Origin of the sequence: Bifidobacterium saguini DSM 23967 (genome assembly GCF_000741715.1) — a bacterium.
GTDB lineage: Bacteria > Actinomycetota > Actinomycetes > Actinomycetales > Bifidobacteriaceae > Bifidobacterium > Bifidobacterium saguini.
In genome coordinates, this window is record NZ_JGZN01000016.1 from 1 (window position 1) to 19,199 (window position 19,199).

24 protein-coding genes are annotated in these 19,199 nt (G+C 61.3%); all 24 read right to left on the minus strand.

Going from position 1 to position 19,199, the window contains the following annotated elements:
* The coding region (locus BISA_RS09700; protein WP_033891712.1) for a hypothetical protein at positions 1 to 590 on the minus strand (590 nt) is incomplete at its 3' end.
* A 16-nt stretch (positions 591 to 606) separates the two neighbouring features.
* On the minus strand, positions 607 to 1,323 hold the full coding sequence (locus BISA_RS09705) for a hypothetical protein (protein ID WP_033891713.1): 717 nt from the start codon (positions 1,321 to 1,323) through the stop codon (positions 607 to 609).
* A 24-nt stretch (positions 1,324 to 1,347) separates the two neighbouring features.
* Positions 1,348 to 2,154 (minus strand): hypothetical protein, encoded by an 807-nt coding sequence (locus BISA_RS09710; RefSeq protein WP_033891714.1) that lies wholly within the window; start codon positions 2,152 to 2,154, stop codon positions 1,348 to 1,350.
* A gap of 19 nt (positions 2,155 to 2,173) precedes the next feature.
* Entirely contained in the window at positions 2,174 to 2,365 is a 192-nt protein-coding gene (locus BISA_RS09715) for a hypothetical protein (protein WP_033891715.1), read from the minus strand.
* A 1-nt stretch (position 2,366) separates the two neighbouring features.
* Positions 2,367 to 3,125, minus strand: coding sequence for a hypothetical protein (locus BISA_RS09720; RefSeq protein ID WP_033891716.1), 759 nt, complete (start codon positions 3,123 to 3,125; stop codon positions 2,367 to 2,369).
* Complete coding sequence (locus BISA_RS13190) at positions 3,118 to 3,276, minus strand: hypothetical protein (protein WP_162832215.1); 159 nt, start codon at positions 3,274 to 3,276, stop codon at positions 3,118 to 3,120. Before BISA_RS13190 ends, BISA_RS09720 begins: the two co-directional genes overlap by 8 nt.
* Complete coding sequence (locus BISA_RS09725) at positions 3,273 to 3,659, minus strand: hypothetical protein (RefSeq protein ID WP_033891717.1); 387 nt, start codon at positions 3,657 to 3,659, stop codon at positions 3,273 to 3,275. The genes BISA_RS13190 and BISA_RS09725 overlap by 4 nt, the downstream gene beginning before the upstream one ends.
* Before the next feature lies 1 nt (position 3,660).
* Complete coding sequence (locus tag BISA_RS09730) at positions 3,661 to 5,214, minus strand: hypothetical protein (RefSeq protein ID WP_033891718.1); 1,554 nt, start codon at positions 5,212 to 5,214, stop codon at positions 3,661 to 3,663.
* Complete coding sequence (locus tag BISA_RS09735; protein WP_033891720.1) at positions 5,199 to 6,056, minus strand: hypothetical protein; 858 nt, start codon at positions 6,054 to 6,056, stop codon at positions 5,199 to 5,201. The genes BISA_RS09730 and BISA_RS09735 overlap by 16 nt, the downstream gene beginning before the upstream one ends.
* Positions 6,053 to 9,652, minus strand: coding sequence for a phage tail protein (locus BISA_RS09740; RefSeq protein WP_237746136.1), 3,600 nt, complete (start codon positions 9,650 to 9,652; stop codon positions 6,053 to 6,055). The genes BISA_RS09735 and BISA_RS09740 overlap by 4 nt, the downstream gene beginning before the upstream one ends.
* Positions 9,653 to 9,672: 20 nt before the next feature.
* On the minus strand, positions 9,673 to 9,975 hold the full coding sequence (locus tag BISA_RS09745) for a hypothetical protein (protein WP_051917491.1): 303 nt from the start codon (positions 9,973 to 9,975) through the stop codon (positions 9,673 to 9,675).
* Positions 9,972 to 10,388: a hypothetical protein gene (locus BISA_RS09750; RefSeq protein WP_033891721.1), complete on the minus strand. Its 417-nt coding sequence runs from the start codon at positions 10,386 to 10,388 to the stop codon at positions 9,972 to 9,974. Before BISA_RS09750 ends, BISA_RS09745 begins: the two co-directional genes overlap by 4 nt.
* Before the next feature lie 87 nt (positions 10,389 to 10,475).
* Positions 10,476 to 11,084 carry a hypothetical protein gene (locus tag BISA_RS09755; RefSeq protein ID WP_033891722.1) on the minus strand — a complete coding sequence of 203 codons (609 nt, stop codon included), beginning with the start codon at positions 11,082 to 11,084 and terminating at the stop codon, positions 10,476 to 10,478.
* 30 nt (positions 11,085 to 11,114) lie between these two features.
* Positions 11,115 to 11,528 (minus strand): hypothetical protein, encoded by a 414-nt coding sequence (locus tag BISA_RS09760; RefSeq protein WP_033891724.1) that lies wholly within the window; start codon positions 11,526 to 11,528, stop codon positions 11,115 to 11,117.
* Positions 11,525 to 11,830: an HK97 gp10 family phage protein gene (locus BISA_RS09765; protein ID WP_033891725.1), complete on the minus strand. Its 306-nt coding sequence runs from the start codon at positions 11,828 to 11,830 to the stop codon at positions 11,525 to 11,527. The genes BISA_RS09760 and BISA_RS09765 overlap by 4 nt, the downstream gene beginning before the upstream one ends.
* A gap of 7 nt (positions 11,831 to 11,837) precedes the next feature.
* Positions 11,838 to 12,251, minus strand: coding sequence for a hypothetical protein (locus BISA_RS09770; protein WP_237746137.1), 414 nt, complete (start codon positions 12,249 to 12,251; stop codon positions 11,838 to 11,840).
* Positions 12,230 to 12,784, minus strand: a complete 555-nt coding sequence (locus BISA_RS09775; RefSeq protein WP_033891729.1) for a hypothetical protein — start codon at positions 12,782 to 12,784, stop codon at positions 12,230 to 12,232. Before BISA_RS09775 ends, BISA_RS09770 begins: the two co-directional genes overlap by 22 nt.
* 27 nt (positions 12,785 to 12,811) lie before the next feature.
* Complete coding sequence (locus BISA_RS09780; protein ID WP_033891730.1) at positions 12,812 to 14,053, minus strand: phage major capsid protein; 1,242 nt, start codon at positions 14,051 to 14,053, stop codon at positions 12,812 to 12,814.
* Between the two features lie 2 nt (positions 14,054 to 14,055).
* On the minus strand, positions 14,056 to 14,853 hold the full coding sequence (locus BISA_RS12305; protein ID WP_051917493.1) for an HK97 family phage prohead protease: 798 nt from the start codon (positions 14,851 to 14,853) through the stop codon (positions 14,056 to 14,058).
* On the minus strand, positions 14,834 to 16,339 hold the full coding sequence (locus BISA_RS09790) for a phage portal protein (RefSeq protein ID WP_051917495.1): 1,506 nt from the start codon (positions 16,337 to 16,339) through the stop codon (positions 14,834 to 14,836). The genes BISA_RS12305 and BISA_RS09790 overlap by 20 nt, the downstream gene beginning before the upstream one ends.
* A gap of 15 nt (positions 16,340 to 16,354) precedes the next feature.
* Positions 16,355 to 17,959 (minus strand): terminase, encoded by a 1,605-nt coding sequence (locus BISA_RS09795; protein WP_051917497.1) that lies wholly within the window; start codon positions 17,957 to 17,959, stop codon positions 16,355 to 16,357.
* A gap of 11 nt (positions 17,960 to 17,970) precedes the next feature.
* On the minus strand, positions 17,971 to 18,576 hold the full coding sequence (locus BISA_RS09800; RefSeq protein ID WP_033891731.1) for a terminase small subunit: 606 nt from the start codon (positions 18,574 to 18,576) through the stop codon (positions 17,971 to 17,973).
* An 84-nt stretch (positions 18,577 to 18,660) separates the two neighbouring features.
* Positions 18,661 to 18,867: a hypothetical protein gene (locus tag BISA_RS09805; protein ID WP_152597225.1), complete on the minus strand. Its 207-nt coding sequence runs from the start codon at positions 18,865 to 18,867 to the stop codon at positions 18,661 to 18,663.
* Positions 18,864 to 19,181 carry a hypothetical protein gene (locus BISA_RS09810; RefSeq protein WP_033891734.1) on the minus strand — a complete coding sequence of 106 codons (318 nt, stop codon included), beginning with the start codon at positions 19,179 to 19,181 and terminating at the stop codon, positions 18,864 to 18,866. The genes BISA_RS09805 and BISA_RS09810 overlap by 4 nt, the downstream gene beginning before the upstream one ends.
* Positions 19,182 to 19,199 lie beyond the last annotated feature (18 nt).

Consider the following 19,199-nt stretch of genomic DNA (forward strand, 5'->3'; position numbering starts at 1 on the left):
CCTACGGCGCAGGCCACGATCACCAGCTGGGGGTTACCCGATGCGGCCAGGTCGGTCCATCGGAACGTCTGCGGCGCGGCCGGGGTTAGTGAATCCCACACGTCAGCCATAGGCTTCAACACGTTGAACAATGGTACGAGAGTGCCGACGATGATGCCGTCCAACGGGATGCGGTAAAGAGGCATGTCATGCGTGGCGACGCCGTTAAGAATGCTATCGGTGTTGTGTGCCGGGTCTGCTGCGGTGCCGGTGGTGGCAGTACCCTTGATGACCACGATTGAGCAGGTTTCCACACCGGTGGTGGTGTTCTTCGTGTATCGGAGCACGACTTTGTCGTTGCGTTTCTGGCCCTGAGTGCCGGATTGCACGGTCGCGGTGGTGGTGCCGGTTAGGTGCACGTGACGGCCGTTCAGCACGGCATCTCCTGATTGGATCGCGATGGTGTTCGCGTTGCTCATGGTGGCCTTGAGCTGGTTACCTGTGGCGAGCGCATAGTCGCCGGGGCCTACGATTCCGGCTTGGAATGCGCCGATGTCGTCGCTGCCGATGTGCGGGGTTCCGGCGAAGCCTGTGATGAGTTCGACTGTCATGATGGGTCCTTTCGTGTCAGGCGGTGCGTTGCCAGAGGTATCCGGTGAAGCCGGCGGCTTCGAGTTGTTTCCAGGTACCGCCGAGGCTGGTTGATGGGTTGGTGTTGTTGGCGGTCATCATGATGGCTCCGATGGGCCATGAGGCGAGTTGCACAGTGTCGAGTTTTTTCTTATCGGCGGCGCTCATGAGTCCGTTGGCGGTTTGGGTGGCCGTTCCATAAGTGGTGTTGGTGTCCGGTGGCACCTGCCAGGTGCCATCCGAGCGTAGGTAGCGGTTGCTGGCTCCGGCGGCGGGCGCAGGTGCGAGGCCTGCGGTTCCAGCGGCGCTGGTGCTTGCGCCTTTCATCGTGCTGTAGGTGGTGTTCGTGTCTGGCGGGGTTTGCCAGGTGCCGTCTCCACGTAGGTATTTGTTGTTCGTCCCGGCTGTTGGCGTGGGCACAAGTCCTGCGGCCCCCGCGGCACTGGCGGTGGCGCCTTTCATTTCGGAGTGTGTGTGGTTGGCTGTGGCGGCTCCGATGTTGGCGGGTGTGATGCCGAGGTTGCTGCGGGCTGTTTCCGCACTGGTGGCTCCGGTGCCGCCCTTGTTTATCGGCATGGTGGGCAGTCGGTCTGCGGCGAGGGTGCCGCTGGTGATGTCGCCGGCAGCGTGTTTGTGGCCGATGGCCGCGAAACCGGCTTTGATCCTGGCGACGAGGTGCTGGATGTTGCTGACCGTGACGTATTTCGAGGCCATCGGGGTTGCTCCTTCGGGTTGGGGTTAGAACAGGGCGTCGATTTCGGCGTCGGTGGCGGCGATGAGGTCGCTCTTGAGCATGTAGCCGCTTAGATCGATCATGCCTGTGAGCGCATCCCATTTCATCGCGGTGGTGGCGTTGTCTCCTTCGCCGGTGGTGACGGCCACAGCGACGACGTTAGTGCCGGCAGGCAGGTTCTTGCCGGCGCCGTCGACGAAATCGTTGGTGGTGGTGAACGCGTCGGTGACGTTGTATACGTCGCCCTTCGCGGTCGCGTCGAGGGCGGGCAGGTTTGCGAACGCGCTGGAACCTTTGGCTCGGAATGCGCTGCCGAGCGAGTTCTGCAGTTCGGTCTTTGCGGCGTTGACCTTTGCGTCCACGTTGGCCGCGGTCTGGTAGCCCTTGCCGGTGACGATGGTGTCGACCTGGGCCGCGGTCTGGTAGCCCTTCGCGGTAATGGCCGTTTCGACGTTGACTGCGGTCTGGTATCCAATCTTCTCGACGTCGGCGATGGCACCGGTGCGTGCATCGTTTGCGGCCTTGGTGACGTCATCCGGCGTGGCGAGGCCGAGACTGCCGGCGGTCTGGTCGCCGCTAGCGATTTCCTTGCCGCCGATGCTGGGCTTGCCGGTCAGGTCCGCGTAGGCGCCGGAGAACGTGGAGTCGCCGGCGTTCTGGATCTTGGTGACGAGTTCATCGGTGAGATTGTTGTCGGAGAGCACCTTGTAGGTGTCGGTGCTACCGGTCTTGAGTTCCTTGGCTACGAACAGGGTCCTGAGTTTCGCGAGGAACGCGGCGAGATTGTCTAGGTTGATGAATTTCGTTGCCATGATGATTTCCTTTCTGTGGCTATTTGCTGGCGGAATTGAACAGGTTGTTGATGTCGTCGTTGGTCGCGGATTCAATGCTTCCGGCCGCGGCTTCGAGTTCTTGGAGTCTTTCGGGTAGGCGTTTGCCGTCGACGTCCACGTCCTTGGCATTGACCATGGGGAACGTGCCGTTGTTCTTCGGCGTCAGGGTGTCAATCAGTTCGATTGCCATGTCAGCTCACCTCCACGGTGGTCTTGCCGAGATTTGCGTTCGTGCTCTTGTAGACCGTGTAGCTGACGGTCGCGCCGGACGCGTTGGTGTGATCGAAGGTGGTGAGCAAGTTGAAGCCGCCCTCGAAGCCGCCGACCTTGAATGTCGGTGTCCCCCAGCTGGCGGGGAACGCGTAGTAGATGTGCTGTCCATCGCCGGCGGTCAGCGTGAACGTCTTGGCACGGCTCGTGGCGTATTCTCCGGCGGCCTGGTTGATGAGCTCGTCGGTGATGCCCGAGGCGGCGAGGTCGGTGGCGACGAACCAGTGGCGCTTGTCGTAGAACGTGATCCCCGCCGTGCGTGATGCGCTGGCGTTTCGCGCGTCGGTGGCCTTGAGCGTCCACTGCTTGTTCGCGGTGAGGTTCACGCCCTTGAGAGATGCGCCCTTCGCGGTCGGATTCTGAGCCGCGTCGTCGAGCGTGAGCGTCGAGGGGATCTTGTTCAACCCCCATGCGAGCTCCACGTCCGCGACGGTGGCGCCGCGTTCGGCCTGCGAGGGATTGCAGGTGAACGAAGCGACCGCGATCTTCGAATACAGGCTGATGGTGCCGTCTTCGGCGATGTCGAAGTCGCTGCCGGGTTTGACGATGCCGGCCTTGTCTGCCGTGGCGATGGAGCCGCCCTCGCCCTTCAGGGCGAATTTGGCCTCGTTGGCCGCGTCCTGTTTGGTTTTGAACCGTGCGAGCCGGTCCAGGTCGATGACCTTGCTTGTGTCAGCCATCGTGTTCCTCCTTATCTGTGGTTGGTGTTGGGAACAGGTTGTCGATGTCCGCGTCGGTGGCGTAGACAATGCTCACGTCGCCGATGACCGCGTCCTCGAGGATGATTACCGGCCCCTCGTCACACGAGCAGCCGTCCAGTGTGCGGATCATGAGAGCTCCTTTCTGCTGATGGCGCTGACGACCACCCATTCGCCGTATACGAGGCGCGTCACTTCCCCCTGCGGGCTTTCCAGCAGCAGGTCCCATGCGCCCGCGTATGGCGAAAGCGTCGAGGAACGTTCGTCGGTGATGTGGATGTCCACATGGCCCTGCGCGTCCAATGCCACGCAGTCGCTCAGATCCGCCAGCACCTTGCCGTCGCGGCGCAGTTGCAGCCGGGGATTCCAGCCGGTCAGATCCACCGGCACCGCGGCGCGAGAGCCGTCCGATCGCAGGATGTTGCGCACCCACAGCAGCCTCACATGGTTGGTCACGCCGGCCACGAGCAGCAGCCTCGCCTCCAGCAGGCCGAGCCTGCCTAATGTCGCCGTCATCTCATTTCGTCCTTTCCCACACATATGCGCCCAGCGAAGGGCGCTGCTCCCAGGTGCCGCCGAAGTCACTAGCCGGATTGGCTCCGGTGGTGTTCATCACCACATAGCCAATCGGCATCACGGGTCCACCTCCGGCCGAGGTGGCGTGCGCGGTGATGACGCCATCATCGTTGACGGTGATGGTGCTGCCGTCCGGTTTGACGCCGCCAATCGTGCCGTTGGTGGCGGCTGGAAGCGTGTAGTTCTCCAATCCGTCGAGTTTCTTTTTGTCCGCAGCGCTCATGAGTCCTGATCCGTTGACTGTGGCCTCCGCTGCCGTGAGGTGCACGGCCTGACCATTTCTGCTCGCGGATAAGGGAAGGGCTGCGGTTATAGCCGCCACGTTCGCCGCCGCTATGGCGTTGGCTTCGGTGGCTGTCTGCTGCGCCTTGCCGATCTCGGACGAGAAACCGGATGCGAGCGTGTACGCGTCGGTGGCGGTCTTCTCCACCCCGTCGACGCGGCTCGGAGTCACCACGGCCGAGAACGTGTTGTTTTTCATCGTGATGGTCGTGCCATCCGCGTAATACGTGGCGCCGGAACCACCGGATTCGGCCGTGCCGCTGAGGCTAGTGGTGACGCCGTCCGCGGTGCCGCATTCGTAGTCGACGCTCATGATGCCGTTGTTGACCTTGACGATTTTCTTGGAGATCGGCACGGTGATTGTGATGCCGAGCCGGTTGTCTCGGCCGGTGACGGTGTCGCCGACATCCATGGAGAGGCTGAGGTCGTTGAGCGTGACGCTCACGCCGCCCTGCGTCTGGAGCTCTTCGAGTTTCTCTTTGGTTTTCTCGTTGAGTTCGTCAGCCTGGGCGTTGCTGTAGTCGTAGATGGCCGTATATTCGGCGAGTCCAGTCAGCGTCTTGGATTGGCTGACCTTGCCGTTGGCATCCGCATACCAGTGGACGACCACACGTTCATGCAAATCTCCCTGACCTAGGCCAATGAGATGGTTCACAGGCTGCGAGTCGAGCGACGCCTGAAAGGTCAGAAGGTCGCTGTCGATGGTGTCGCCGTAGTGGTCGACCGACTTGATGATGGCGTGCACATGGCCGTCGAGCCAAGCGAGGCGGAGCTTCGCATTGTTCGCCGTGAGCATCTTGGTGATGCCTGTGTAGACGTCGACGTATCGGTCGAATTGCCAGTTGCCGATGGTCACAGTGCTTGCGTCAGCGGTAAACAGGGCATCCAGGCCCACGCGTTTGAATAATGCGTTGAGGATGGTGGTGGCGTTGCCGCTTACAACGAGGTAATCCTTGTCTGCATCCGGTTGGAGGATACGGCGTGCGAGCATGCCATGCCACGTGGGGCCTTCCACCGACCCGTCCGTGTTGCGCACAGTCACCATGCCGCCGTACTCGGTGCCATCCATCATGATCAGCGCGCCAGCGGCTGGCTGTGGAAGGCAGGTAAGCGTGAAGTCGTTCTCGTCGCTTCCGTAAGCCAGATCGAGCTCGTAGTCGTCAAGTGAGGCGATGGGTTTGCGAGCGCTGTCGGTGATTATGAGGTCAGCCATGCCGGGGCGCTCCTTTCCATGATGATGGTCAGGTCCCAGCCGAATCCGTTCCATTGGGCGTTGGTTTCGCCGGCTGGTATCGGTTGGAAGATGTAGCGTCCACCGTCGAGTCCGCTGCCTCTTGTGGCTTTGTCGAATATGTTGGTTGTGTCGCCGTTGATGTCTGTCATCGTGATGGTTTTGTGACCGGTTTGGCTGTCGATGGTGACGTATGCTCCGACCGGTATGGTCATGGTCAGTTCGTATCGGTTGCCGCCGATGGTGATTGACGGGTTTGTGCATGGGCCGAAGATGACCATTTTGAACGGCATCGGGGCTCCGGTGGAGTTGATGGTGGTTGCGCCGCGCGTCGGTGCCTTGTAGTCGTATGGGTGGTCATAGGGGTAATCGAGGTAGAGTCCGGGTTGCAGCTCGTCGCTGAGGAAGTGCTGCACTGTGGCGGGTTTGCGCCATACGCCGTCTAGGAGGGCGACGGTGAGCGTGTATTTCGCCGGGTCGGGAAGATCTCGCGATGGTTCGATGCCGGTGATGAGGGCGGCTTGTGTCCATCCATCCACGGTGATGGTTCCGGCTTTGTTCCGGTTTCCGGTGGATGAGATGGCTCGTATGTCGGCATCGAACAGGTTGCTCGCCGTGTCCAGAATCGATAGGTCCGCGCACTTCGCCTCCAGCTGCACGGTGGAGGCGTTGAGTGCTGCGGAGTCGATGCCGTGCGCGGCGAGCTCCACATCCCATGCGTGGGTGCGCAGGGATTCGATGCGGTTGACCATGATGCCGTGGGGGTCGATGAGATCGACCGTGCGATGCGGGGTGGCACCGCAGGTGTAGGCCATGGTTCTCATCGGTTCCCTCCTTGGACTATGCCGAGCTTGCGCTTGGTTTCTCGGATGGTCATGGTTGGCGCATATTTCGCGATGGTCGGCCCGAGGTCGTCATGGAACGCTTGCAGATCGGAGCGTAGACCTCGGATCTCGGTGATGAGATCCATGAGCCCGCCGGAAGCTCCGGCGGTGAGCGCCGTTGTTCCGATGGCTGTGGCTGTTGTGCCGATCTGGCTGTCTGCGGTCATGGCTCCGCTGATGCCGGTCATCGCGTTGCGGATGGATTTTGCCGCTTCGGGGCTTGCTTTGTCCATGCCTTCGACGAGGCCTTCGACGAGGGCGCGGCCGCGGTGCGGTGTCCATCCGCTTCCCGAGAAGGGGCCTCGTTTGGCTGGCGAGTGCGGGATGAACGAGCTGATTGCGTCCATGACGCTTTTGATGGCACTGCCGGCTTTGCTGATCATGCCGGTGATGCCGTCGATGAGGCCTTGAACGATGGCTTGGCCTGCGTTCTTGAGCAGCGACCCTGCTCCGGCGAACACGCCTCTGATGGCGCTGATGACGCCTTGCAGGGCGCTTCCGGCGCCGCTCGACGCGTTGGACAGAATGCTTTTGAACGCATTCCATGCGCCTTGCCAGTCGCCGTTGATCAGCGAGGTGACCATGCTGATGACGCCGGAGACGATGCCGACGACGGCTTGGATGACGCCGCTGATGCCATTAATTACGCCTGACACGTATGGGAGCATCGCCTGCACTGCAGGTAGTAGCGAGCCGGTGATGAATCCGATGATGGTGGATACCACGGTGCCCACCACGGATACGATGCCTTGTATCACCGGCATGAGCTGCTGAAGCAGCGAGACTATGCCTTGCACGGCCTGTTGGATGACCGGCACCAGTTGTTGGATTATCGGGCCGATGACGGCTGCCATCTGTCCGATGAAGTCCACGATCTGCTGGATGACGGGCATGAGCGCGGCGAGCACTTGGCTGGCTATCTGCGTGATCATGCTGATGATCTGCGCGGCCAGTGGCAGCAATGCCGCTATGGCGTCCGTCAGCGGCGGCAGCAGGCTCGTCACGATTTGGCTGATGACGGGCATGAGCGCGGTGAGGCCGTTGATGAGCGGCTCGACGATTGTTGGGATCAGCGGCAGTAGCGTCTGGATGATGGCGCCGGCCACGGGTATCAGCTGGCCGATGGCGTCGGTGATGACCGGCATGATCTGCTTGAGCATGCCTTGGATGCTCTGCACCAGCGCATCGAACGCGGGCTGCATGCTCGTGATCTCGGCTTTGAACCGTTCGAACAGCGCGGAGACCTGTTCGCCGAACGCTTCGCGTAGTTTCGGCGTGGTGGCGATGAGCGCGCCCAATGCGGCCACGACGATGCCGATGGGTCCGCCAAGCGCTGCCAGCGGGCCGCTCAATCCTCCCAGGACTCCGCCGAGCAGCGGAATCTTGGACAGCAGCGGCGCGATGCCTCCGGCTCCGAGCGCCGCGAATGCGGCGATCAGTGGAGCGATGGCGTTCTGTGCGGGTTTGAACATCTCACCCAGCCCGTTGAACACGTTGCCGATGGCGTTGATCGCGTTCTGGAATGGTTTGGGCAGGAGCGTCACCAGATCAGAGAACAATGCCGGTATCGCCTTCACGACACCTTTGGCGATCTGGCCTACGCGGGGCAGGATGTTCTTCAGCGCGGTGCCGATGCTTTCGGCGAGCTGCTGGCTCAACGCTCCCATGTCGGCGTTCTCGTTGCCGAGACCGGCGAGCCAGTTCTGCCATGCGGCCTTCATCGAGTTCACGGATCCCTCGATGGTGGTCGCGGCTTCCTTGGCGGTGGTGCCGCTGATGCCCATTTCCTTCTGGACGCGGCTAATTGCCTCGACCACGTCGGAGAACGAGTCGATGCTCAGGTCGTTGCCGTCCTTGAGCACACCGGGCAGCTTGTTCGCGTCCGAGATGAGGCGTTCCATCTCGCTCTTGGTGCCGCCATAGCCGAGCTTGAGGTTGTCGAGCATGGCGTAGTTGCCGCGTGCGAGCGACTGGTAGGTCTGCTGGATGCTGCCGATGTCGGTGCCCATCTTGTTGGCGTTGTCCGACATGTCGATGATGGCCTGGTTGCCCATCTCGGCGGCTTTGGCGGTGTCACCGCCGAGCGAACTCACGAGACTTGCGGCGAAGCTCGTGACCTGGTTCATGTAGTCGTTCGCGCCGATGCCTGCGGTCTTGTATGCCTCGGACGCATACTTCTGCACGGTCCCGCTGGCATCCGCGAATAGCGTGTCCACACCGCCGACCGCCTGCTCCCACGTGGCATAGGCGGCGAGCGCCTGCTTGCCTGTGGCGAGCACGGTGGCTCCGATGGCGGTGATGCCGGCTCCCACCGCGGCGACCGCTCCGGTGGCGAGACTCTTGAGGTGCGAGCCGGCGCTGGAGGCAAGATTCTTGAATGCGTTGCCGGCGCTGGAGGCAAGGCCGCCGAGCGTGCTTCCGATTGCCCCGGCGGCGGTCTGTGCTCCTGCGGGAAGTTTGGACCATACGGCTCCGGCGGCGGTGGCGATATTGCCGAAGTAGTTCTTGGCGACGTTGGCCACCGGGGCGAGTTTTTGTCCTACTTTTCCGGCGACGTTTCCGATGGCCGAGCCGATTTTGCCGCCGAATGATCGGATGGGTGCGGCCCAGGTGGCGACCGCGTTTTTGATGACGGTGCCGGTTTTGCTTCCCCAGTCGCGAATAGGTTGCGTCCATGCGGTGATTGCCGCGCCGATTGGTTTGGCGATGCCTGACACGGTGGAGGCGATGCTGCTTCCCCAACCTTTGAGGGTTTGTTGGGCGGCGCTGATGGCGCCCTTGAGGCCGGTTTGGATTTTCGCACCCAGCTGTACGGCGAAGCCGCTGAGTTTGGATACCGCCGTATTGGCGAAGCCACTGATCTTCGCGCCGAGCGGCTTCCAGATGGCGTCCACGCCGAGCAGGCTGCGAACGAGACTGCCGAGCGCTCCGAAGAACCCGGTGAAGACGGATTGGCCACGGCTGATGCTGGAGAATCCTGCCGCGAACGAGCTGGCCATCGCCTTGAACGACACCGTGGCCTTGCCGTTGTTCATGGTGAGTTCGGATTCCGCCGCCTGCAGAACCTTTTTCGTTTCGGTGAGCTTGCGGGCTGCTTCGTTGGACTTCTCGAGCGCCACCGATTGGCGGAGTTGGGCCTGCTCGACCTTGATGGCTGCGGCTTGGGCCTGTGTGCTGTCAGCACCGTATTTCGCAATGGCGGCGTTGAGCTTGTCCTGGGCTGCGGCGACTGCCACGGTGGACTGCTTATAGTTGAGGAGAGCGGCGGAGGCCTTGGAGGAGGCCTGCGCCACGTCCTTCTTGAACGGTTTGAGCACGTCATCGGCGAGCTGCTGGCCGGTGCTGCCTTTGAATCCGTTCTTGAAGGACGTGCCGAAGCGGCTGCCTATCTTCTTGCCGGTCCCGAATGCCTTGTCGAAGGTTTTCGACCCGGTTTTGCCGGCGTTCTTCATCTCCTTGTTCACGGCGTTTCGGAAGCCGTTCATCACGGGGAATATGGAGATGTGGCCGGTGCCGACCTCTGCGCCTCCCGCCATTGGAGTCCTCCTTGCTAGTGTCACATGCTGAATAGGGCGCTCTCATGGGCCTCGGTGTCATGGGGTTCCGCTGGAGCCGGATCATCCGGATTCTCGCTGCCGTCACGTGCATCCACCAGACCGTTGGCTCCTATGGCGTGCAGGATGGTGATGTCGGTGGCGTTCATGGGGAACGCGAGCCCCAACGCGGCGGCTCCCGTGTATGTCGTTGGGTCGACGCTCATGGCTTCGTGGAGGCTTATCGCGTCCGCGTAGCGTAGCCGTCGACCGAGGTCGCGTTCGAGGCTCCATCCGGCTTTGGCGAAGTCGGCGCGTACCTTCACACCGTCTTTGGATCTGAGGATTCGGCAGAATCCGGCGATTTTCCCAATTCGACGCCTTGGGTCTTCATCAGGGTGGCCCCGTAGTCCTGAAGCAGGTTGAACGCGATCTGTGTCGGCCCATCTTCGAGCTTCTTCGCCTGTTCCTCGCCGGCGAACTGGGCGAGGATGCGTTTGATCTGCTCGATGCTGTCGGTATCGTCGGTGGCGGATGAGAGCGCTTCGAAGTCATGGATGCTGAGGAACATCGGCAGCTTGTAGATGACTCCGCCGGGTGCGAGCGCCCAGTATTCATCGTTCTTGATGATGTGCCGGATCTTCATCTGCGAGGCGATGGCGGCGAGTGCGGCCTGCTCGTCGTCGTCGGTCCAGTTTTCGAAGTCTTCCGGGGTTGGCGTCCATTCTGTGGTGGCCATGGTGTTCTCCTATCGGTTTTCTCCCATCGGTGAGTGGGGTCCCTCGCATGCCGATGGGAGAAGAAGCTCATGCGAGGGACGTTCGGTTTACTTGCCGGTTTCCGTGGCGGTGGTTGGCGTGTAGTAGGACTGCAGGTAGCGGCTGTTGCCGTTGTCGACGATGCTGTCCTTCTGCCAGGTGGTGGTCAGTGCGATGCCGGAGACCTCGCCTCGCGTGTCCTGCGCGGGTTCGCTTCCGGTGGTTTGCAAGACGCCGAGGCGGCGGCGGATGGTGCCGGTCTTGTAGTGGGTTTCCTGATATGCGATCCACTTGGAGTCCTGGATGGTGTCAGAGACGTGGTAGACGCCATCGGCATCCGGTGTGCCGATGGTCATGCCTCGCACGGTTTCGTTGTCTTCTGCGACAGTGAAAGCGAGGGTGAGGTTCGGGTCGGCGTTGAGCATGTATCCGGGCTGGTGGAATTCGGTGGCGTCGTCGGAGTCGCGTGCATCCTGTGGTGCGCCGTCGCTGGTGATGAGGCCGACCGCGTGCCCCTTGCTGAAAATGTCCTTGAGCGTGGTGATCGGGTCTGCCACGGTCTTGGCGATCATGGATGCGGTGAGCTTCGCGGCTGGATCGTATGGCGCGATGATGATCTTGGATGAGGTTACGTACTTGACCGCTGTCAGGTCATTGCCTTGTGCGTCTGCTGTCATGATGGTTCCTTTCGGTGGTTGTTGGTTTGGTTATTGGATTTCACCGATCACCGAATAGGCGATGATCAGGTAGTAGTGGGCCGTGGACTCGTTCTCCGGCACCACGTAGGGGCCGTTGCATTGGGAGTGGTCGACCGCTATGACGGGTGAGTTTTCGACGAATGCGATGGCATCGTCCGTGAGCAGGGCTTGGATTCGTCGTGAGAGATCCTTGCATGGCTTGTCACGGGAACGGGTCCACCCGTAGACGTTGATGCCGATGGTGCGATCGAACTGGGCGAGACCGTCTCCGGCTCCAGAGTCGTCGCGGATGGTGACGAGCGGATGATCGCCGCGGTAGTTTTCCGGCTTGCGGTTGTCGAATTGCAGTCCGTCAACGTCGTAGATCCGGTTTCGCAGATAATCGCAGAGCCATTGCTCGAGGTCGGGTGAGAGCACGCTCATGGCTTCGCCTGTTTCAAAGCGTTGACGAGATTGCCGGTCTGCGATTCGATGAGCATGGTCTTCTCATCGGTGCCGACCACCATGTAGGTGGTGCGGTGCGCGTGCTGTACGGCCTCCACCTGCAGCCCGTCTCGATAGGCTCCGGTATCCACCGGGGCGTTCGCCTTGGCGATGTTGAGGGCTTTCTCGGCCGCTCCTCTGGTCAGGGCCTGCACACCTGGTGATTTCAGGACAGAGTCAAAGAACTCGTCATTGAAGTTGACGAGAATATGGTCTCCTTTGAATGTTCCCCATTGAGCCATAGCTACGTCATCCCCTCCATTCGGTGAGTTGGATTTCGAGTGTGGGCTGCCATCCGCTGAACGCGTTCGCATCGTTCGAGGGGAAACCGCTGACCTCCCATAGGCGGCCGTCATCCGGCATGGCTCTGATGCGGTCGCCTATGCGCACATCGGCTTTGGGATTGTCGATGGTGAGCACGGCGGTGCTGGTGGTCTGCATATCCAGCGCATCGGGAAGCCGCGTGCTGGTGGAGGATGCGAGCGCGCCGCGAAGCTCGATGATGTCGGGGTGCGTCCAGTCCTCATCGGTTTGTTTCGGGTTCATGGCGCGGGGTATGCGTCTGGCACGCAAGCGTTGGAAATTGGTGGCTCCAAGAAGTGAGAATCCGCCTGGATTGTTGGTGATGTAGTCGAGCGCGTTCATATCGTACGGGCTCCCCATGTGAGCCTGTATGGATCAAGTTGGCGTTTTTCCGCTTCGAACAGTTGCAGTCCTATTGGGGCGCCGCCGTTGGTGATGTAGCTGATGCTGCTGCCGTTGGTGCTTTGCGAGGCTATCATCGGCGCCGGTGCAGTGGCGGCGCGTTTGGCGAGGGAGAGCGTGAGCGCATGCAGTTCGGGCACGTCTTCGGGATTCCAGCCGTCGGTGAGTGTGACTCGTATGGCTCCGGGTCTGTCCGGCAGCACGCCGTGCCGGAGCACCACGGTTCCTTTCTCTGACCAGTCGATGTCATCGACGTGGTTGATGCCGCCGTACTCGAGGCCGATGATGTCGGTGACGTGGCTGCTGGGGAGTATGAGTGTGCCGCCGCCGTAGCCGTCGATGCGGATGGTGTGCGTCCAGCTGGGCGTGACGTGCCATCCGCATTCGCGGCGGATGGCGGCTTGGGCTGCACGTAGGAAGAAGAGCCCGTCCGTGGTGAACTCGCCGGGATTCTCGATGATGTCCGGGGTGACTTTGGAGACGTCTGCCATCGGGCTCTCCTTTCCTGTGACTGGTGGTTACTTCGTGGTCGTGGCCGGCTTGCCGAGGGTGACCTTGACGAAGGCCTTCGGGTATTTCACCTGCAGGGTGAGGCGTTCCTTGAGGCGGATGGCGACCTTGTCGTTGATGAAGTAGTCGGCGTGCGCGTTGGTGGATTCGATGCGCAGTCCGCCCTTGCGCAGCACCTTGCCACCGGCCTTGAACGCTCCGACGAGCGCGGTGCCGGGTGCGATGGCTTCGGTGACCACGGTCTTGACGCCCCACAGCGGAGGATCCTGCATAATGCCGCCCTGACCGTACTGGCCGGTGAAGAATCCGCCGCCGAAGTACTGGCCATTCGCGTCCTTGGACAGGCGGATGGCTTCGTAGTCGGTGGGGTTGATGACGATGCCATCGGGCTGGAAGCCGGTCGCTGTGGCGATGAGCTTGCGGCATTTGAAGATGCGGTCCGCGTCGGAATCCGCGCCTTGGCCAAGAGTCTGGATCTCTCGGTTGAACAGGCCGTCGATGTTGTTGTCGGCTCCATCGCCGGAGAGCAGCTGGGTCTCTTCGAGCAACTGGATGTTGTATGCGGCGAAGTCGGTGATCTCGCTGCGCAGCCAGTCGAGGTCGTCGAGCATGTTGTCGGACACGGCGAACCAGCCGGCGACCTCCTTGAGATCGTCGGTCTTCCACGATGGATCCGGGAAGTGCAGCTGGGGTTTGAGACCGCCTTCGGCGACGGTGCCCGCACTGCCCTCTAATTCGCCGAACACCGGATACTTGACGGCGTTCGTGGAAGCTCCCATGGTGCCCTGGCTGAACAGATCGGCAACCACGAGCGGACGCTGATACGGGAACACGGCCTGGGTGTCGGTCTGCACCGTGTAGGGTGCGAACGCCCCGGTGGAGTCGCCCACGGTCTGCGTGTCCGTGTTCGCCTTGAATTCGACCGCATAGCCGGCCTTGAGACGAGTGCCCACGTTCTTCGCATACGACTTGACGAACAGGTCGCCGGCGCTCTTGGCCGGGGACTCATCGTTCTGGCCACCGGTATCGTTGCCGGTCGGGGTCGACGTGGCGGCGAGCGCGCCAATCTTGGCGATCATCTGCGCCTGGTCTTCGGCCTTGCTGATCTGCTGGTCGAGCTGGTCGACCTGGTCGAGCAGCTGCTTGATGGCGGTGGCGTCATCATCGCTGATTTCCCCGGCCTTGAGTCCGGTTTGCTTCTCCTTGAGCTGCGCCATCAGCGCGGCTCGCTTTTCGATGAGAGTGGACATGCCTACTCTCCTTTCTGCCCTTTGAGGGCGATTCGAATGGCGAGGTCGAGCGCTTCCGCTTCGGCTTTCCGGTTGGTCTCCTCGGACTTGGCCCCTTGGGGCTCCTCGTTCTTGGACTTGTCCGGCTCCGATGCCTTCGCACCGTCGCTCTGGTTGTTTTCCTGCTCCTGGCTGGCCGTCGCCGATGCCAGGAAATCCTTCATCTGTTTGGACGCCGCCTCCAGCTGTTCGGAGATGGCGGTGAGCATGTCCATGTTCGCGACGCTGAGCATGCGGCCGGCCTTGGCGAATTGTTCGCCTATGCTTTTGATGGCGACGACGCTGGTGTCCTGGTTGGCGCCGATGGGCACGAAGCTGGCCTCGTATACGGTGAGCTTCCTGAGCTCGTTGGCCTTGGTGCCGTCGTCCAATGTGACGGTGCCTTCGTCGTCCACGTCGAACGCGAAGGAGAGCTGCGAGATTCGTTTGGCCTTCACGAGCCGGTAGGTCTGTGCGGCCTTTGGTGAATCCATGTCGAAGCTGCCGTGGATCCACCATCCGTGGTCGTCTTCGCCCATGTCGGTGACGCCTCCGATGTTGTAGTCGGGGTCGTCCATGCGATGCCCGTAGAGCACGGGCATGGTGTTGCCGCTTTCCTTCCAGTGCGTGATGCTGTCAAGGAATGCTCCGGGAGCGACCACGTCGCCGTAGCAGTCGGGTTGGCGGGTGAACGTGCTGGGGTAGGCGATGAATTCGCCTTCCTGCAGGTCGTCCGCCTCATCGTTGGTTTTGAACCGGCAATCAAGCTGTTTGGTCCGCATGCTGTTGCTCCTTCGCGTAGTCGTCATGGGCTTTGCGGGTTTCATTCAATGCGATGAGTCCGCTGTTGAACTGGTCGATGTGTGCGGTGGTCAGGTCGGATTGGAGCTCGTTCTGCCATTTGAGCCAGCCGATGTCTTCCACATCGATGCCGGCGCCGAGTTTGCTGCGCACGCTTTTGCCGAGTCTTGCCTTCCACATGGCGATGATGCGGTTCTTCGCGGTTTCGTCCCCATCGGATGGGGGTCGTATCGGATCGCCGCCGTCTTGCGGGCTTGCTTGCCCGCCTTGGGTGACGTTGAGCGGCACCGTGAGGCTGTCGCCGCCTTCGATGCGTGGCAGGTTCTGCGTGGCTCGGGCTTCGTTGGGTGTGATCCATGGGGCTCCCACCGATGTGGAGAGCACGCTGGCCTGTTCTTCGAAGTCGCCGCTGAGTTTCGCGCGGATGTCGAATTCCACGTAGTCGAGAGGGTCGGAGCCGACCATCGGGGCGAGGAACGTGTTGAGCCGGTCCTCGATCATGCGCATGGTCGGGCCTAGGGTCTCGCTGTAGAGCATCTTGCGGAACTCTTTGGTATTGGAGAAGTTCGCGTTGTCGAGGATGCCGACCATTACCGGGCTCACGTGATAGATGCTGGCCACGGTCTGCAGGCTGAGTTTCGTGACTTCGCTGAATTCTTCCTCGCGCGCATTGAAGCCGAGTCGTTTGAGCTCCATGCCGTCTTCAAGCAGCGGGGTGCTGCCGGCGCGGGCTCCCTTGTCGGTGAATTCCTTCCAATCACGGGCGAAGCGTTCGCGGGCCGTGTCATCCCATGGCGGAGCATCTTTCGGTCTGACGAGAACGGTGCCCACTCGGCCGCCTCGTTGCCATGTCTGCGTGCGGTAGCTCCACGCTTGGATCTGCTCGTTGATGATGTCCTTCAACGCCATGACAGGCGTGACCCCGTTGGTCGGGTCGGTGGGATTCCAACCGTGGAACACCAGCATGTTCTCGGCCGGCACGTCGAACCAGCCTCGGCCGAGCCCCGTATCCACACGGTAGGAAGCCGGAGCGAACACGCTGCCTTCCTGTTTGGCCGTCACCCACGATGGTGGTATCGGCCTGATCTGCCAGCCTCCGAATTTCTCCACGTCCCGTTCCGGGGATTGGGTGACGATCCAGTAGGCCACGTCATGCAGAGCCAAATCCGCAGTGAGCTGGCGGAGCAGTTCGAAGCCGGTCATGTCCGGGTTCGGCTGCTTGAGCAGGTTGATGAGAGGCGAATCCGTGACACGCTGGCGGTCGGTGTCGGAGATTCTGCGGAACTCCTTCAATCCGACCTGCGCAACGTTGTCGGCGAGGAAACTGATGACCGTGCGCAGATGAGGCTGGGTTTTGTACAGCTCGGTCTCCGATTGGCCTTGGATGATGGTCATCGCGTCAGCCATATCGAAGCTGATGTGATATGTGGGACGGAATATGTCGGTGAGTTTCTGCCAGATGCCCAAGATTCAACCTCCTTCCTAGAGAACGAGCAGTCCATGCCCGGTTTCGCTGTCGTATGCGGAACGCATAGGTTTCACTGGTTCGGCGGTCATGGTCTCCAATGCGTAGAGCGCCTGGCTTTCGGCGATGAGTCCGCTGATGTGCGTGGCCGATTTCTGACGGTCCCACACCTCGACTTCACCGAGCCGGCGTGTGATGGCCACGCTCACCTGCTGTTCGATGGCTGGCTGCGGCAGATGCCGGAGTTTGCCCTCCTTGACGCGGTCCTTGAAACGGCCGGTGCATGCGCCGACACGGAAACCTTCGATTAGGTGTACGTTCCAACCGGCTTCGGTGAGCGGATCGCAGAAGTCCACGGCCGGGCATCCTTTCGACTGGATGGCGATCTCGGTGATGTTCGGCCATGATTCACGCAGCATGCCCAGATACTTGGGCACCCAGAGCATGCCGTCGCGGCGCATGATCAGTTCGACGTGCGGCAACCCATCGGCTCGGTATCCGGCGGCGGCGATATACGTGGTCTCGCGATCAGCCGATGTGTCCACGCTGAGCACCACACGATTCTCGAACGGTATGGTGGATTTCTTGTCGATGCCACGCTTCCACTGCTTCGGGTTGATAAACGGAATGATGTCGGCCGTCACCCATTGGCAGAGCACCTCGGTGCGGTATGCCGCCTCAGTCATGCCGTTAATGTCGGCAATCACACTTCGGTAAGTCATCGGCCCATAGCCAAGTGACGGATTCGCCTGACGAATCCCGTCCAGATCATCCAACCCGCAGCCGTCCGGGGCGCTCCATTCGAAGTATCCGTAGGATGGGTCATGCGCTTCCGCCCATTCAGCGGCGGTTTGTCGTCCGGTCTCCACACTCGCGTTCCACGAGTCGGAGAGCCTGCGGCCTTCATCCACGACCCTGCGCAACACGATGCTACGGTAGTCGCCGGCGTTGCTGATGCCCCACAGTTGGCTTGACCAGATGGCCTTCGTGGTCTGACTGACCGCGTTCCAACCGTCATCCGTGTGCTGTTCGCGCAGCTCGTCGAACACGACTCGGCTGGCCGATTTCGAACGGATGTTCTTATCGGCTCTGACGATGTACTGCGCCTTGTTGCGGCAGATGATCGCCTCCTCGCCGTGGCTGTTGTTGATCCGCTGCACACGCTTCTGCAGCGCAGGCACCGCGAGCGCGGCTTCCTCGTCGGTCTGCGGTGTGGGATTGCACCAGTTGAGCACGGCGGAGTATGGGGCTCTGGCGTTGTCGAGGGTTTGGGCGGCGCCAACAATGAGGAACTTCCATGATGGAGAGAGTTCGGGGCGGCGGCCGGAGTCAACGAACAGCCACCATGCGCAGAGCACGCTCATCACAGTGGTTTTGCCGTTCTGCCGTGCGACTTCGGCGACGACGCGGCGGAATCGGTAGGATCCGTCGGGGTTGGTTTCGAGCCCGTGGATGAGCAGCCATTTCTGCCACGGGTAGAGGCTCACGTGGAGGAACCGTTCGGCGAATTCGATGACCCCATAGCCGTCGGAGGTGGCCGGGGTGAGCGGCCGGAGCGGTGGCGTGTAGATTCTTGGTGCGGTGATGCCGTGGGCATCGTCGTTGATTTCGCCGATGTCCATCGGTCTTCCTCCTAGGTCATTTTCGCTAGGTATTCCTCGAACTCGTCAGCCACCTGCTTCGGCTTCGCGTCCTGGAGCGCGTTGGTGATGGCGCCGCGCGCATCAGGCGTAGCGCCGAGCTCCCGCAGCACGTTCATCAGGTGCGGCATGAGGTAGAGGGCTTTGGTGACCTCGATGCCGGTGCCGTGGGTGACGGCATAGTCGATCTGGCTGGCGATCATTCGACCGGATTGGATCAGCGCGCTGTCTTCGGGCTTCAGCCGGTCGGCGAGCGCTTTGACGGTATCCTCGTACGCCTTGAGCAGTCCCTTCTGCGCCTTGATCGGCGCGTCCATGAGCCGCAGGCGTTGTTCGCCAATCTTGAGACATTGGTCGATGGCTTTGGCATCCTGTTGCAGAGCGAGCGGATAGATCTGCCGGTAGATGCTGTCGAGGCGTTCGATCTCAATGCTGCGCGCCGTATCGGGATTCTTTCCAGACCGGGCACTTTTGAGGGCGCGAGTAATCGCCGCCATCGCGCTCGTGGTCGACCGATATCCCATCTTGGTTTTGATCTGGCCGATGGGTGTGGCGGCGAGGAACAGATTGAGGGCCTCATCGTCCTTGTCTGCCGTCATCGAGAGCTCCTTCCCGCGCGTGCGCGCGATGGGGTGGTCAATATCGGAGAGAGAGGAAGAGCGGGCACGCGGGTAGTCTCCCACTCATGGCTTGTTTTGGGATTTCACCGCCCCTACCGGTTTGGTCAGTTGGTTCGGGATGAGGGTTCGTAGTATTTCGCAGTCGATTTCGCCGTTTCGTGCGCCTGTGACGCGGCATATGCGGCGCACGTTGCCTTCCTCGATGATGAGCAGGCGTCCGACCAATGCTGATTCCGGGGCTTTGGAATCTATGCGGAGTGGTGTGGTCATGCGGTCCGTATCCATTGGCGTGACAGTGCTCCTATCGGTGTGGCTGGGTCTTTGTTGCCGCGCAGGTTGTTGCATTGGGTGTGTGAGGGGCGGAATCCTGCGGGGTCGTGCTGGAGGTCGGGTCGTTTGGTGACCGGGTAGATATGGTCGAGGTTGTACGAGTCGTCCGTGGTGTTCTGCGGCTCGTCGTAGTCGATGGGCATGCCGCACAGCCAGCAGCATGCGTGTTCGGCCTTGCATTTGAGGAAGAACGCCTTGCGATCCTTCTCGAACTGGCGTCCGCCTTTTCTGACCTTCCTGCTGGGAGACGTCATTCCAGGCCTCCCCTCGCT

Excerpts from the sequence above, each read along its gene's own strand:
- BISA_RS09715 (WP_033891715.1), bottom strand. The coding sequence starts at position 2,365 with ATGGCAATCGAACTGATTGACACCCTGACGCCGAAGAACAACGGCACG.
- BISA_RS09760 (WP_033891724.1), bottom strand. The coding sequence starts at position 11,528 with ATGAGCGTGCTCTCACCCGACCTCGAGCAATGGCTCTGCGATTATCTG.
- BISA_RS09765 (WP_033891725.1), bottom strand. The coding sequence starts at position 11,830 with ATGGCTCAATGGGGAACATTCAAAGGAGACCATATTCTCGTCAACTTC.
- BISA_RS09725 (WP_033891717.1), bottom strand. The coding sequence starts at position 3,659 with ATGACGGCGACATTAGGCAGGCTCGGCCTGCTGGAGGCGAGGCTGCTG.
- BISA_RS09710 (WP_033891714.1), bottom strand. The coding sequence starts at position 2,154 with ATGGCAACGAAATTCATCAACCTAGACAATCTCGCCGCGTTCCTCGCG.
- BISA_RS13190 (WP_162832215.1), bottom strand. The coding sequence starts at position 3,276 with ATGATCCGCACACTGGACGGCTGCTCGTGTGACGAGGGGCCGGTAATC.
- BISA_RS09795 (WP_051917497.1), bottom strand. The coding sequence starts at position 17,959 with ATGGACATCGGCGAAATCAACGACGATGCCCACGGCATCACCGCACCA.
- BISA_RS09805 (WP_152597225.1), bottom strand. The coding sequence starts at position 18,867 with ATGACCACACCACTCCGCATAGATTCCAAAGCCCCGGAATCAGCATTG.
- BISA_RS12305 (WP_051917493.1), bottom strand. The coding sequence starts at position 14,853 with ATGCGGACCAAACAGCTTGATTGCCGGTTCAAAACCAACGATGAGGCG.
- BISA_RS09810 (WP_033891734.1), bottom strand. The coding sequence starts at position 19,181 with ATGACGTCTCCCAGCAGGAAGGTCAGAAAAGGCGGACGCCAGTTCGAG.
- BISA_RS09735 (WP_033891720.1), bottom strand. The coding sequence starts at position 6,056 with ATGAGAACCATGGCCTACACCTGCGGTGCCACCCCGCATCGCACGGTC.
- BISA_RS09740 (WP_237746136.1), bottom strand. The coding sequence starts at position 9,652 with ATGGCGGGAGGCGCAGAGGTCGGCACCGGCCACATCTCCATATTCCCC.
- BISA_RS09780 (WP_033891730.1), bottom strand. The coding sequence starts at position 14,053 with ATGTCCACTCTCATCGAAAAGCGAGCCGCGCTGATGGCGCAGCTCAAG.
- BISA_RS09755 (WP_033891722.1), bottom strand. The coding sequence starts at position 11,084 with ATGACAGCAGACGCACAAGGCAATGACCTGACAGCGGTCAAGTACGTA.
- BISA_RS09770 (WP_237746137.1), bottom strand. The coding sequence starts at position 12,251 with ATGGGGAGCCCGTACGATATGAACGCGCTCGACTACATCACCAACAAT.
- BISA_RS09775 (WP_033891729.1), bottom strand. The coding sequence starts at position 12,784 with ATGGCAGACGTCTCCAAAGTCACCCCGGACATCATCGAGAATCCCGGC.
- BISA_RS09730 (WP_033891718.1), bottom strand. The coding sequence starts at position 5,214 with ATGGCTGACCTCATAATCACCGACAGCGCTCGCAAACCCATCGCCTCA.
- BISA_RS09800 (WP_033891731.1), bottom strand. The coding sequence starts at position 18,576 with ATGACGGCAGACAAGGACGATGAGGCCCTCAATCTGTTCCTCGCCGCC.
- BISA_RS09705 (WP_033891713.1), bottom strand. The coding sequence starts at position 1,323 with ATGGCCTCGAAATACGTCACGGTCAGCAACATCCAGCACCTCGTCGCC.
- BISA_RS09720 (WP_033891716.1), bottom strand. The coding sequence starts at position 3,125 with ATGGCTGACACAAGCAAGGTCATCGACCTGGACCGGCTCGCACGGTTC.
- BISA_RS09750 (WP_033891721.1), bottom strand. The coding sequence starts at position 10,388 with ATGGCCACCACAGAATGGACGCCAACCCCGGAAGACTTCGAAAACTGG.